Source organism: Viridibacillus sp. FSL H8-0110, from assembly GCF_038003565.1.
Lineage (GTDB): Bacteria > Bacillota > Bacilli > Bacillales_A > Planococcaceae > Viridibacillus > Viridibacillus arenosi.
Window position 1 is genome coordinate 991,711 of record NZ_JBBOPJ010000001.1, and the last position, 14,335, is coordinate 1,006,045.

The 14,335-nt window shown below is 37.0% G+C and carries 12 protein-coding genes and 1 other annotated feature; all 12 genes read left to right on the top strand.

Features of this window, described 5'->3' with window-relative positions; all coding sequences use genetic code 11:
• Positions 1-25: 25 nt before the first annotated feature.
• The 12 genes from icd to dnaI all read left to right on the top strand — a co-directional run bounded on the left by icd (position 26) and on the right by dnaI (position 13,944).
• Positions 26-1,291: an NADP-dependent isocitrate dehydrogenase gene (gene icd, locus MHH98_RS04940; protein WP_038187765.1), complete on the top strand. Its 1,266-nt coding sequence runs from the start codon at positions 26-28 to the stop codon at positions 1,289-1,291.
• Between the two features lie 81 nt (positions 1,292-1,372).
• Positions 1,373-2,311, top strand: a complete 939-nt coding sequence (gene mdh / locus MHH98_RS04945) for a malate dehydrogenase (protein ID WP_038187758.1) — start codon at positions 1,373-1,375, stop codon at positions 2,309-2,311.
• Between the two features lie 151 nt (positions 2,312-2,462).
• Positions 2,463-2,939: a MaoC/PaaZ C-terminal domain-containing protein gene (locus tag MHH98_RS04950; protein ID WP_038187755.1), complete on the top strand. Its 477-nt coding sequence runs from the start codon at positions 2,463-2,465 to the stop codon at positions 2,937-2,939.
• Positions 2,940-2,988: 49 nt separating this feature from the next.
• Complete coding sequence (locus MHH98_RS04955; protein ID WP_038187751.1) at positions 2,989-3,702, top strand: response regulator transcription factor; 714 nt, start codon at positions 2,989-2,991, stop codon at positions 3,700-3,702.
• Positions 3,702-5,246: a two-component system histidine kinase PnpS gene (pnpS, locus tag MHH98_RS04960; RefSeq protein WP_038188370.1), complete on the top strand. Its 1,545-nt coding sequence runs from the start codon at positions 3,702-3,704 to the stop codon at positions 5,244-5,246. Before MHH98_RS04955 ends, pnpS begins: the two co-directional genes overlap by 1 nt.
• A gap of 326 nt (positions 5,247-5,572) precedes the next feature.
• Complete coding sequence (gene polA / locus MHH98_RS04965; protein ID WP_038187748.1) at positions 5,573-8,200, top strand: DNA polymerase I; 2,628 nt, start codon at positions 5,573-5,575, stop codon at positions 8,198-8,200.
• A gap of 12 nt (positions 8,201-8,212) precedes the next feature.
• Positions 8,213-9,085: a bifunctional DNA-formamidopyrimidine glycosylase/DNA-(apurinic or apyrimidinic site) lyase gene (gene mutM, locus MHH98_RS04970; RefSeq protein ID WP_038187746.1), complete on the top strand. Its 873-nt coding sequence runs from the start codon at positions 8,213-8,215 to the stop codon at positions 9,083-9,085.
• 13 nt (positions 9,086-9,098) lie between these two features.
• On the top strand, positions 9,099-9,695 hold the full coding sequence (gene coaE, locus MHH98_RS04975; RefSeq protein ID WP_038187743.1) for a dephospho-CoA kinase: 597 nt from the start codon (positions 9,099-9,101) through the stop codon (positions 9,693-9,695).
• Between the two features lie 133 nt (positions 9,696-9,828).
• Positions 9,829-10,851 (top strand): glyceraldehyde-3-phosphate dehydrogenase, encoded by a 1,023-nt coding sequence (locus MHH98_RS04980; protein WP_038187741.1) that lies wholly within the window; start codon positions 9,829-9,831, stop codon positions 10,849-10,851.
• A 243-nt stretch (positions 10,852-11,094) separates the two neighbouring features.
• Entirely contained in the window at positions 11,095-11,562 is a 468-nt protein-coding gene (gene nrdR, locus MHH98_RS04985) for a transcriptional regulator NrdR (protein ID WP_038187738.1), read from the top strand.
• Positions 11,563-11,585: 23 nt separating this feature from the next.
• Entirely contained in the window at positions 11,586-13,013 is a 1,428-nt protein-coding gene (locus MHH98_RS04990; RefSeq protein ID WP_038187735.1) for a replication initiation and membrane attachment family protein, read from the top strand.
• Positions 13,000-13,944, top strand: a complete 945-nt coding sequence (gene dnaI, locus MHH98_RS04995; RefSeq protein WP_038187734.1) for a primosomal protein DnaI — start codon at positions 13,000-13,002, stop codon at positions 13,942-13,944. The genes MHH98_RS04990 and dnaI overlap by 14 nt, the downstream gene beginning before the upstream one ends.
• Before the next feature lie 75 nt (positions 13,945-14,019).
• Positions 14,020-14,263: a binding site (T-box leader), on the top strand.
• The last annotated feature ends 72 nt before the right edge of the window (positions 14,264-14,335 follow it).

The window sequence follows — 14,335 nt, forward strand, 5'->3', positions numbered from 1 at the left end:
ATGAATATTAGGAGGCAATAAGTTCATGTCTAACGGTAAAATCGTAGTTGAAAATGGCGTACTTAAAGTACCAAACAATCCAATCATCCCATTCATCGAAGGTGACGGAATCGGTCCAGATATTTGGGCAGCAGCATCACGCGTAATCGATGCAGCAGTAAAACAAGCTTACAATGGCGAAAAATCTATCGAGTGGAAAGAAGTACTTGCTGGACAAAAAGCATTCGACCAAACTGGCGAATGGTTACCACAAGCAACTCTTGACGCTATCAATGAATACTTAATCGCAATTAAAGGACCTCTTACTACACCAATCGGTGGCGGTATCCGTTCTCTAAACGTAGCATTACGTCAACAACTTGACCTTTATGTTTGTTTACGTCCTGTACGTTACTTCGAAGGTGTTCCTTCTCCAGTTAAACGTCCTGAAGACACTGATATGGTTATTTTCCGTGAAAATACAGAAGATATCTATGCTGGTATTGAATATGCTGAAGGTTCAGATGAAGTTAAAAAACTTATCAACTTCCTTCAAACTGAAATGGGTGTTAACAAAATCCGTTTCCCAGAAACTTCAGGTATCGGTATTAAACCAATATCTAAAGAAGGTACACAACGTTTAGTTCGCGCAGCTATTAACTATGCTATTACTGAAAAACGCGAATCTTTAACTTTAGTACACAAAGGTAACATCATGAAGTTCACTGAAGGTGGATTCAAAACTTGGGGTTACGAATTAGCTGAAACTGAATTTGCTGACCAAACATTCACTTGGAATCAATATGATGCAATCAAAGAAGCTGAAGGCGCTGAAGCTGCTGATAAAGCACAAGCAGAAGCACTTGCTGCTGGTAAAATCTTAGTAAAAGATTCGATTGCTGATATCTTCTTACAACAAATCTTAACTCGTCCAAAAGAGTTTGATGTTGTAGCAACTATGAACTTAAACGGTGACTACATCTCTGACGCATTAGCTGCTCAAGTTGGTGGTATCGGTATCGCTCCAGGAGCTAACATTAACTATGTTAGTGGACATGCGATCTTTGAAGCTACTCACGGAACAGCACCAAAATATGCTGGACAAGATAAAGTAAATCCATCTTCAGTATTACTTTCTGGCGTTCTTATGCTTGAACACCTAGGCTGGAAAGAAGCTGCAGATTTAGTAACTGCTTCAGTAGAAAAAACAATTGCTTCTAAAGTTGTAACTTACGACTTTGCTCGTCTAATGGACGGCGCTACAGAAGTAAAATGTTCTGCATTTGCTGACGAATTAATTAAAAACCTGTAATAATTAGATTCGATGAATGAGGGGATTGGGAATTTTTTCCCTTTTCCCTCTTTATATTTATTATCAAAGGAGTGTATTCGAATGACTTTGAAACGTAGTAAAATTTCTGTAATTGGCGGGGGCTTCACTGGCGCTACATCTGCTTTCTTAGCTGCACAAAAAGAACTTGGTGATGTTGTATTAGTAGATATTCCACAAGCTGAAAACCCAACAAAAGGTAAAGCTCTAGACATGTTCGAAGCTTCTCCGGTACAAGGTTTTGACGCACGTGTAAAGGGTACTTCTGATTATGCTGATACTGCTGATTCTGACGTAGTAATCATTACTGCTGGTGTTGCTCGTAAGCCAGGAATGAGTCGTGATGATTTAGTTCTAATCAATCAAGGCGTTATGAAAGCAGTAACAAAAGAAATTGTAAAATACTCTCCAAAAGCAACAATTATCGTTTTAACAAATCCAGTTGATGCAATGACTTACACAGTTTACAAAGAATCTGGGTTCCCTAAAAACCGCGTAATCGGTCAATCGGGTGTTCTTGATTCAGCTCGTTTCCGTTCATTCATCGCTGAAGAGCTAAACATCTCAGTAAAAGATATTACTGGTGTTGTACTTGGTGGTCATGGTGACACTATGGTTCCACTTACTCGCTACTCATTTGCAGGTGGTATTCCACTAGAAAAACTAATCGCTCCTGAGCGTTTAGAAGAGATCGTTGATCGTACTCGTAACGGTGGTGCTGAAATCGTAAACCTTCTTGGTAATGGTTCTGCTTACTATGCTCCAGCTGCAGCTTTAATTGAAATGGCTGAAGCAATAATTAAAGACCAACGTCGTGTATTACCATCAATCGCTTACTTAGAAGGCGAATATGGTTACAATGATATCTACCTTGGTGTACCAACTATTCTTGGTGCTAACGGTATCGAGAGAATTATTGAATTGGACTTAACAACTGAAGAAAAAGCAGCTTTAGATAACTCTGCAGAAGCAGTTAAAAACGTTATGAAAGTTCTTGCTTAACATACTTTTATTAACGAGCAGGTTGTTACCTACTCGTTTTTTTTCTGGTATAAAAAAGTTCAGATAATATGATATATGTATGCAATCACACTGTCTTTTTTTACTGATTATTGATACTATTGAAATAACAAATTATTTAAGGGGGAATATTGTGTTACTTGGCAAGAAGGGAAAGTTAGGTAAAAAAATTGAAGAGTTGTCTGTTGGCGAATCATTACAGCTAACGGAGAAAATCGAAGATAAAGACTTACTATTATATCTCGGCTTAACCAATGACAGTAATCCTCTATACATACAACATGACTTTACCTCACAGACTAGTTTTCAAAAACCTGTAGTACCTACAATCATGTTGAATGGTGTGGTAACATCAGCTATTTCAAAATATATTCCAGGTCCTGGTTCTTATATTACTTCGCAACAATTTGAATATCCGCAACCGGTATATCATTATGATACGATTCATATTTTACTTGAAGTAACCGAAGTGAATGTAAAGCTTAACGAAGTAACTGTGAATATTGAAGGACGTAATGATGAAGACCTGATAGTGATGCAAGGTAGAGTGACAGTAAATCCGCCGAATCGTGAACAAGATGATTCTGCAAATAAGAAAGAAGAAATCTAGTAGCGAAGGTTTGAAATGGGGGTTTCAAATCAATTGCGGGGGAAAAAACATGACATATAAAATACTTGTAGTAGAAGATGAAATTTCAATAGCAACATTATTACAATACAATCTCCAACAGGCAGGATATGAAGTTGTAATTGCAAATGATGGGAAAGACGGCTTACACAAAGCAATTTTGGAAAAGCCGGATTTACTATTGTTAGACTTAATGTTACCTAAAATGGACGGCATGGAAGTTTGCAAAGAGCTACGTATTAAAAAAATTAATACACCAATTATTATGTTAACAGCAAAAGACGATGAGTTTGATAAAGTACTTGGTCTTGAGCTTGGAGCAGATGATTATATGACAAAGCCATTCAGTCCACGTGAAGTAATGGCAAGGGTTAAAGCGGTATTACGCCGTTCTAAAGTGACAGAAGTAGTGAAGGAAGAAGAAGAGCATATTGAACAAACATATTCATTTGGACAACTGCAAGTACTCCCTGATCGGTTTGAAGCTTTTTTAGGAGAGGAAGTGTTAGAATTCACTCCAAAAGAATTTGAACTACTTGTCTATTTATTAGAAAATAAAAATCGTGTGTTAACACGCGATCAGTTATTAAGTGCTGTATGGAATTATGATTTTGCAGGAGATACGCGGATTGTTGATGTGCACATTAGCCACTTACGTGAACAAATTGAAGAAAATAGTCGCAAACCAAAATTCATTAAAACAATAAGAGGTTTAGGCTATAAATTTGAGGAGCCGAAGCTATGATGAAATCTCTTAAAGCTAGGTTGCTCATTGCTTTTGGATTTCTGTATGGTACAGCTCTAGCTGGTCTTGGTTTTATACTAGGCCAGCTTTTTCCTGTATATGTAGAGGATTCTATACGCTCTAATTCTATCCGATCACATGACAATATTTTACGTGCAATAGAAAAGCAAAGAATTGATTTAACTGCAGATCAAGAACAGGCTATAATAAATGCCCTACCGCTTGATTTTGGCGGAAATGAATTTTCGGATATAAGGATTCGCCTATGGATTATGCTTATTATCACTTTGATTATAACGTTCATACTACTTATGGTTGTTACTTCGCGCTTGATAAAGAATTTGGCTCAGCCTATAGATAATGTAACAAATACAGCGTTAGAGTTGGCAAAAGGAAATTATCGTGCAAGGGCATTTGAAAATGTAGAATCACCAACAATACAACTAAGTAATGCGGTTAATGTCCTTGCCCGAAACTTGCAAGATATTATGATGATTCGCGAGATGGAGCAAGAGCGTCTAAAGACGCTGATAGAAAATATGGGTAGTGCACTTATAATGATTGGGAAAGAAGGGCATGTATCTATTGTGAATAAAGCGTTTTTAGAATTATTCGATGTGCCCTATAGTACAGTCTATAAACAGGTTTTCCGTGAGTTAGGATTACCAAATGAGCTAGAACAATTTGTTGACCACGTCTTTATGACAGAAATAACATACCGTAAACAAATGCAAATAGAGATTCAACAAGAATTCCACCATATGGAAGTATATGGAGCCCCTGTAATAGGAGAGCACGGTCACTGGCTAGGGATTGTAATTATCATGCACGATATTTCAGAATTGAAAAAGCTAGAGCAAATACGTAAGGACTTTGTAGCAAATGTATCGCATGAATTACGTACTCCTATTACATCGATAAAAGGCTTTTCTGAAACATTATTAGACGGTGCTTACAAAGAACAAGGTACATTATTATCCTTTTTAGAAATTATTAATAAAGAGAGTAATCGCCTACAGATGCTTATTTTAGATTTGCTAGAGTTATCGAAAATTGAAAAGCACGGTTTTACAGTTAATATTGAACGTACAAGTTTAAAGGATGTAATTGTAAGGGCGTCTGAAATGACAGTGCCACGTCTTGAGGAAAAAAACATATCTTTCGAAGCGGAAATTGAGCAGGATGTTGTAGTTGAAGGTGATGCAAACCGGCTAATCCAGGTTGTGATGAATTTAATGACAAATGCGACTACTTACTCACCAGAGAATACGAAAATCAAAGTAAAATTATATGAACAAAACAAAAGTGGCGTCATTGAAATAATCGATGAGGGAATTGGAATTGAAAAACCTGAAATTCCAAGAATTTTTGAACGTTTCTACCGTGTTGATCGAGCACGTAGTCGCAATTCTGGTGGAACAGGTCTTGGTCTTGCAATTGTGAAGCATTTAATAGAGGCGCACCATGGTAAAATTCAAGTGGAGAGTGAAGTTGGTAAAGGAACGACAATGCGTGTTATTTTGCCGACAAAACAACCAAATTAACACAACATTTACAATTTATATATATACTCTTCATAATCCTTTGTTAATATAATATTCGAAGCCCCCTTCAACCAGTGTTTATGGAAGTGAGAATCTAGGTTTTCCTAGATTCTTTTTTTAGGATTTAAAGAGCTGAATACAGTAATTATAAAATACGAACATTTTTTCGTATTTGCATCAGTCGTCATTTTCCTTTCTACTTACACGCGTGGTAAGATAGAAGGGAGAGACGGCTTTTTGACGTTTAGGAAAAAAGAAATTCCGTGCATAATAACATATAAAGCAAATAGCTCAAAATAGAGAAAAAGTAAGAGGAGAGAGTATATATGACAAAGGAAAAGCTACTACTTTTAGATGGCAATAGCTTAGCATATCGAGCATTTTTTGCTTTACCACTATTAACAAATGATAGCGGTATTCATACAAATGCCGTTTATGGCTTTACTACGATGTTACAGAAAATATTAGAAGAGGAAAAACCAACGAAAATGCTTGTGGCATTTGATGCTGGTAAGACAACATTCCGTCATTCTACTTACGGGGAATATAAAGGTGGCCGTCAGAAAACACCACCTGAATTATCGGAGCAATTCCCGTATTTGCGAAAATTATTAGATGCGTATTGTATTAAGCAATATGAACTGGAAATGTACGAAGCGGATGATATTATCGGTACTTTGAGTAAACAAGCTGAAGAACAAAAGCTACAAGTAATCGTTGTTAGTGGAGATAAAGACTTAACGCAGCTTGCATCAGATAATACAACTGTCTATATTACACGTAAAGGCATGACGGATATTGAAAAATATACACCGGATCATATTCAAGAAAAGTATGGCTTAACGCCAGAGCAAATTATTGATATGAAAGGTCTAATGGGTGATGCATCAGATAATATACCAGGAGTACCTGGTGTCGGTGAAAAAACAGCTATCAAATTATTAAAACAATATCCAACAATCGAAGAACTATATGAAAATGTAGAACAAGTGAGTGGTGCAAAGTTAAAAGAAAAACTTACGACCAATGAAGAGCAAGCGAAAATGAGTAAACAGTTAGCGACGATTGATCGTCAATCACCTATTACTATTACACTGGATGAATTAGTGTATGATGGTCCAAATGTAGATGAGTTGTTTTCTTTATGGCAAGATTTATCTTTTAAATCATTAATCGAAAAAAGTGAATTTCAATCAGAAGCAACAACAACAAAGGAACTAACTTTTTCTATATTAGAAGATGTATCAGCAGAGCAGTTACAAGATGCGATGGCTGTACATATTGAACTTGCTGATGAGCACTATCATACTTGCGACAGATTTGGTATTGCATTAGTTGATGACAAGCAAGCTTATTATATTCCTTACGACAAAGCAATGGCTTCAATATCATTAAAAGAATGGTTAGAAGATGCTTCAAAGCAGAAGTTTATGGTTGATTCAAAAGCCGCACAAGCCGCATTATTACGTGATGGTATTAAATTAGCAGGGGTGGAATTCGATATGCTCTTAGCTGCATATATTGTAAATCCCGCTATTCCTTCCGATGATGTTGCAACGATTTCAAAAGAATTTGGTTATACTGATGTTCTATCAAATGACAATGTATATGGTAAAGGTGCTAAGAAAGCGACTCCGGCAATAGAAGCTGTGGCGGAGCATGCTTGTCGTAAAGCCAATGCGGTATTCAGCTTGCAGCCAAAATTAGAACAACTTCTTCGAGAAAATGAACAATTTGAGCTGTATAAACAGTTAGAGTTACCACTTGCTGCGATATTAAGTGAAATGGAAAGCGAAGGTATCACAGTTGATCGTGAACGACTTGTTGAAATGGGGCATGATCTAACAACGAAACTAAAAACAATTGAAGAAGATATTTATTCAATTGCTGGCCAAGCCTTCAATATAAATTCACCGAAACAACTGGGGGTTATTCTGTTCGAAAAATTGGGTTTACCTGTTATTAAGAAAACAAAAACAGGCTATTCAACTGCAGCGGATGTATTAGAAAAATTAGAGCCAGAACACGAAATTATTCGTCATATTTTACAGTACCGTCAGCTTGGGAAGTTACAATCAACCTATATAGAAGGATTATTAAAAGAAATCCACGAAGAAGATCAAAAAATTCATACAAGATTCCAGCAAGCGTTAACATCAACAGGGCGCTTAAGTTCTACAGATCCGAATTTGCAAAACATTCCTGTAAGACTTGAAGAGGGCCGTAAAATTCGCCAAGCATTTGTTCCTTCAAATCCAGAATGGCTTCTTTTTGCAGCAGATTATTCGCAAATTGAGTTACGTGTATTAGCTCATATGTGTGGTGACGAAAACTTAATCAATGCATTCCAAAATGGTTTAGATATTCATACGAATACAGCAATGAATGTATTCCACGTAGCAGAAGAGGAAGTAACATCGGATATGCGTCGTGCAGCAAAAGCAGTTAACTTTGGAATTGTTTATGGAATTAGTGATTACGGTCTATCTCAAAACTTAGATATTACACGTAAAGAGGCGGCAGATTTCATTGAACGTTATTTCGCTAGCTTTCCAGGTGTACAGGACTATATGAAAAATATCGTGGAAGAAGCGAAGCAACAGGGCTATGTGACGACTATGTTAAATCGACGTCGCTATTTGCCAGACCTGAAAAGTTCAAACTTCAATTTGCGTAGCTTTGCTGAACGTACTGCTATGAATACCCCAATTCAAGGTAGTGCTGCCGATATTATAAAAAAAGCAATGATAGATATGGCAGCAGCATTAAAAGAACAAAATTTACAAACGAAAATGCTTCTGCAAGTACATGATGAGTTAATTTTCGAAGCACCAAAAGAGGAAATTGCTATTCTTGAAAAACTAGTTCCAGAAGTGATGGGGAAAGCATTTGAACTAAATGTACCATTGAGAGCCGATTTTGCATTTGGCCCAACTTGGTATGATACAAAATAAAGGAGTGATCGCATGCCAGAATTACCAGAAGTAGAAGGTGTTGTGCGTTCATTACAACCGGTCGTTACCGGTAAAACGATTCATCATGTGACGATTTCAAAGATTATTAAACAAGCGAAAGAGCAAGGTAAAGAGTGTATTATAAAAGCAGTTGATCCTGATTCTTTCCAACAAGCAATTGAAGGAATGACTATTAAAAGCATTGAACGTCGCTCAAAATATATTTTTTTTCATCTGGAGAAAGAAGGGAATCCATATTTGCTCGTCAACCATTTAGGGATGACGGGCGCATGGTTCCATGTATCGCAACTTAGTGATATTACAGAAGAGAAATTTCTAAAGCATGCGCATGTCTTAATCCAATTCGATGATGACAATTGGCTTGTTTATTCGGATATTCGTCGTTTTGGTGAAATGCGCTTTTTGCATGAGCTAGCAGAGCATCCGCCACTACTTGAAATGGCACCTGAACCTTTTTCAGATGAAGCACTACCTCATTTTCTTGAGAGAGCAAATCTGCCGAAGTATGCAAATAAGGCAGTTAAAGAAGTAATTATGGATGGGCATGTGATTGCAGGTTGCGGGAATATATATGCGACAGAAGTGCTGTTTAAGATGAATATTCATCCAGCTCGTAAATTGTCACGAATTAGTCAACAACGTAAAATCGAACTTTTTGAGACAATTGTTCATGTTTTGCAAGAAAGTATTGATGTTGGCGGCTCGACCATTTCAGATTACAGAAATATTAATGGTGAAGCAGGCAGTATGCAACATCGTTTGAAAATGTATGGGAAAAAGACTTGTCCGACTTGTAATGGAGATACTAAACAAAAGATAATTAGTGGCAGAAACTCAGTTTATTGCCCAAATTGCCAACATTAAAGGTGTGATATAGATGATTATTGGATTAACTGGAAGTATTGCGAGTGGTAAAAGTACAGTGGCAGAAATGCTAAAAGAGTTACATTTACCAATTATTGATGCTGATTTAGTAGCCCGAGTAGTAGTTGAACCTGGAACAGAAACGCTAAAACAAATAGTAGAAGCATTTGGCGAAGAAGTGTTGCTGGATGATGGTACTCTAGATCGTCCTAAACTAGGGAGTATTATCTTCCATGAACCTGCAGCACGTAAAACGTTAAATGATATTATACATCCGGCTATTCGCCAAGAAATGCTTCGTCAACGTGATGAGTTATTAGAAAACGGTTCAAAAGATATAGTGATGGATATTCCATTATTATTTGAAAGTCGCCTTCAACATTTCGTAGAGAAGATTTTAGTTGTAACTGTCACAGAAGAAACACAATTAAAACGTTTAATGGAACGTAATAATTTATCTGAAAAAGAAGCTATGGCGAGAATTAGTTCTCAACTACCGTTATCTGAAAAAGAAAAAGGCGCTGATGCAGTTATATATAACAATAACTCGCTTGAATCAACGAGGGAGCAATTGTATAAAATATTAGGTAAGTGGAATGTACTCAAATAGGGTATTTTAGAAAAATCAGAATTCACTAACTTTTAAATGTTCATCATAATAGGTTTTACTTTCCTCAAAATGTGTTATACTAATTTTCGAATTAATAAAATAAGTATAACGCAATTACAGGAGGATATTATTCATGACAGTTTCTATTGCTATTAACGGATTTGGCCGTATTGGTCGCATGGTGTTCCGTCAAGCGATACTTCAAGATGATTTAAATATTGTTGCAATTAATGCTAGTTACCCAGCTGAAACGTTAGCACATTTGATTAAGTATGACACAAATCACGGGAAATTTGATGGGGATGTTCAATTTGAAGAAAAAGCCCTAATCATAAACGGCAAACGTGTTGAACTTATTAGTGAACGTGATCCTTTGAACTTACCTTGGAAAGAAATGAATATTGATATCGTTATCGAAGCAACAGGTAAATTCAATGCTCGTGAAAAAGCAGCATTGCATCTAGAAGCAGGAGCTAATAAAGTTATTTTAACAGCACCTGGGAAAAATGAAGATGTAACAATTGTAATGGGTGTTAATGATGAAAAATTAGACCTTTCAAAACATGATGTAATATCAAATGCAAGTTGTACTACAAACTGTCTTGCACCAGTTGCAAAAGTATTAAATGATACTTTTGGTATTGAAAATGGCTTAATGACAACTGTTCATTCATATACAAATGATCAAAAAAATATTGATAATCCACATAAAGACTTACGTCGTGCTCGTGCATGTGCGGCTTCAATTATTCCTACTTCAACAGGAGCTGCCAAAGCTCTAACTCTAGTATTACCAGAACTAGAAGGCAAGTTACATGGTATGGCACTTCGTGTTCCAACACCAAACGTTTCGTTAGTAGATTTAGTAGTAGATTTAAACAAAGATGTTACGGTTGAAGAAGTGAATGAAGCGTTCAAAGCAGCATCAGCTGGTTCTCTAAAAGGAATCTTAGACTTCACAATGGAACCATTGGTATCAGTGGATTTTAATACAAACCCAGCATCAGCTACAATCGATGGCCTAACTACAATGGTAATTGGTAGTCGTAAAGTGAAGGTACTTGCTTGGTACGATAACGAGTGGGGATATTCAACTCGTGTTGTAGATTTAACGAAAAAAGTTGCATCTGCTCTTAAGGCTTCTGTAAACGCTTAATTTTAATATAATATTCCCCTTTCTAGTAGTGTACTAGAAAGGGTTTTTTTGTTTAAGAGTAGAAAAAACTGCAATTAATTGTGAATATATGTCTGTTTTTTCTGTTAGTAACGCCCTTATATTGGCCAAAAACAGTATCTTTATCATACATCTGAGAATTTCCACTGCATTTTTTCGATTTTTTAAGGCATTATTTGATATAATAGATAAACTAAAATGTTTTGCAATCAGGAGAGAAAAAATATGAAATGTCCAGCATGTCAGTTTAATGGAACAAAGGTTATTGATTCAAGACCAGTAGATGACAATAAAGCAATCCGTAGACGCCGAGAATGTGAATCATGTGCATATCGTTTTACTACGTTTGAAAAAGTAGAAGAAATGCCGTTGATCGTCGTGAAGAAAGACGGCTCACGTGAGGAATTTAGCCGTGAAAAAGTTTTGCGAGGTCTTATCCGAGCGTGCGAAAAGCGTCCAGTAGCACTTAATCAATTAGAGGAATTAGTATTTGCTATTGAACAAGATCTACGTAGAATTGGTAACTCAGAAGTGAAGACAGAAGATGTCGGGGAAATGATTATGGATCGTCTTGCGAAAATTGACGAAGTATCTTATGTAAGATTTGCTTCTGTATATCGTCAATTTAAAGATATTAATGTCTTTATTGAAGAATTAAAGGAATTAATAGAAAGACAATCCGATGACAAATAAATGCGATATGAAGGACGGTGATCGTGGTGCATTTATATAAAGAACTACAGCCCGTTGATCGATTGTCCATTCGAATGCCATTTCCCGTATCTAGCTACGATCGCCAACTTATTACTCTGCTTTATCAGCCGTTAATAGGTGCGGAGCCCATTAGCTTATACTTTATGCTTTGGGCTGAAGGAGAAAGTACGACTGAAGCTGAATTATCACATTACCATTTGATGAACTCACTTGATATGCCGATTGCAAAGATTTTCGAGTCGCGCATCGCATTAGAAGCTATTGGTTTAATGCGCACTTGGCGTAAAGATTCTGAGGATGTACGCTCATTTATGTACGACGTGATGCCTCCTTTAGAAGCATCAGCTTTTTTTAATGATCCCTTACTATCCATGTTTTTATTTAGCAAAATTGGTGAACAAGCCTATAGACAGTTGCGCCAACGTTTCGTTCAGAAGGGTCCATCAAATGATGGCTATCAGGAAGTGTCAAGAACATTTACAGATGTCTATCGTCCTGTGCAGCATCATTTACCATCCTTTGCGAATGAGCAGACAGTTGAGGAAAGAGAGAAACCTAAAGAACTACCATTTAACTACGAGGACTTCGATTTTTCTTTACTTAGAGCTGGATTGTCAGAACAACTTGTACCATCTTCAGCACTTACTGCTGAAGCGAATGCAACAATTGCAAAGTTAGCTTTTTTATATCATTTAACACCATTAGATATGCAAAAAGTTGTTATGCTCGCTCTAGATGATCATATGATGTTATCCGAGTCAAGGTTAAAGAAATCGGCAGCTGATTATTACAAATTGACTGTTTCAACAGAACCACCTGCTATGCAACAAGCTTTCCAATCGGCAGTTAATGAGGCAGAGAAAAAGACTACAAAAGAGCAAGCTTTGCAGACGAAGGAAGAGTTATTGATTCATTACCTAGAAACAACTGCTCCAATTGATGTCTTGCGTGATATCGCTGATGGGAAAGAACCAATCCCTGCTGACATTCAGCTTGCTCAAAATCTTGTCCTACAATATCAAATGCCAATTGGTGTTGTAAATGCCTTACTTCAGTATGTTCTTTTACGTACAGACATGAAGTTAACTAAAAACTATGTCGAAAAGATTGCCTCACATTGGATTCGAAAAGGTGTGAAAACGACGAAAGAAGCAATGGACTTAGCGCGCAAAGAGCATAAGCAGTATATGGAATGGAAAACAGCTGAGCAAAAACCTGCAACGAAAAAACGTTACACCGGTGGTCGAGAAGAAAAAGTCCCTGACTGGTTTAAGAAAAATAAAGAAAAGAAACCTCAGAAAGAAGATACTATAAAAGAAACTTCAAAAGAAGCAGCTAAGAGTGATACCGATTTTGAAGAGGAAAGACGTAAAATTCTAGAGAAACTAGGAATAGAGGAAGGGCAGGTGGATTCACATGGAACCGATTAATAATCAACTTAGAAAAGTGATGGATTCACAAACTTTTCAAGAACGATACGAGCAAATGAAGCGAGAAATTCTTGAAAATAAAGGTGTCCAGCAATTTCTAGCTGACAACGATCAAGAAGTAAACAAAGATATGGTAGACCGTGGTCTAGGTAAATTATATGAATATACAGGACAGAAACATGATTGTGACGAATGTGTATCCGTTGCAAAATGTCAAAATGCATTAAAGGGCTTTGTGCCAATATTATCAATTATCCGCGATTCAATAGAAGTCGAATATACACCGTGTCAACAAAAACGCATGGAGGATGAGCGTCGTCAAGCTGCCTCTATGATTTCGAGTATGCATATGCCAAAAGACGTGTTAAGAGCGACGATCAAAGATTTAATGATTGATGATCATTCACGTGTGAATATCGCTAATCGCGCAGCGGATTTCGTTCGTGAATTTAAAGAAACGGGTGAACTTCCTCACAAAGGCTTTTATTTATATGGTGAATTTGGTGTCGGTAAATCTTTTGTATTAGGGGCTATTGCCAATGAATTGGCGACTTTACAAATCAAATCGGTTGTAGTATTTGTACCCGAGTTTTTACGTGAAATGAAAGGTTCAATCCAAGATCAATCTTTACAAGAGAAAATAGATTTTGTGAAAAAGGCGCCTGTTTTAATGCTAGATGACTTAGGCGCTGAAACGTTGTCGAGTTGGACACGTGACGAAATTTTGGGAACGATTTTTCATTACCGAATGGCGGAACAATTGCCGACATTCATCACTTCGAATCTTGGATATGATGAATTAGAAGACCATTTAGCTTATAACCAAAAAGGTGATCGTGATATGTTAAAAGCTTCACGAATTATGGAGCGTATTAAAGCTGTGACGACACCAATCCGAATGAGTGGGCAAAACCGAAGAGATCAGAAATAGTTGCATTTTTTTGATTGACTTTTTTTCCTACTTGATTTTAAACTTAATCGAGCGTATACTTTCAGTCATAATATAAAAAATGCTTTGAAAAGGACAACAATTTTTTGTACGACTTTTAGAGAGAGAAGCCTAGGCTGGAAGCTTCTTAGTACGGCAAATTATTTACCCCCTTGGAGCAGCGACAGTGAATGTACTAGTAATTGTCGACGGTAACGGCCCGTTAGCCGATCGAGAGCTTCGTCTATACCTGCACTCTTTTTAAGTGTTGGCAGTAGAAGGAAGAAGGGTGGAACCACGAGAATACAGCCTCGTCCCTTTTGGGATGGGGCTTTTTTGCGTTTTTATCTAAATGCTAAAGCGGCCCGTTCAGACTCGACAAGCACTGAAACTT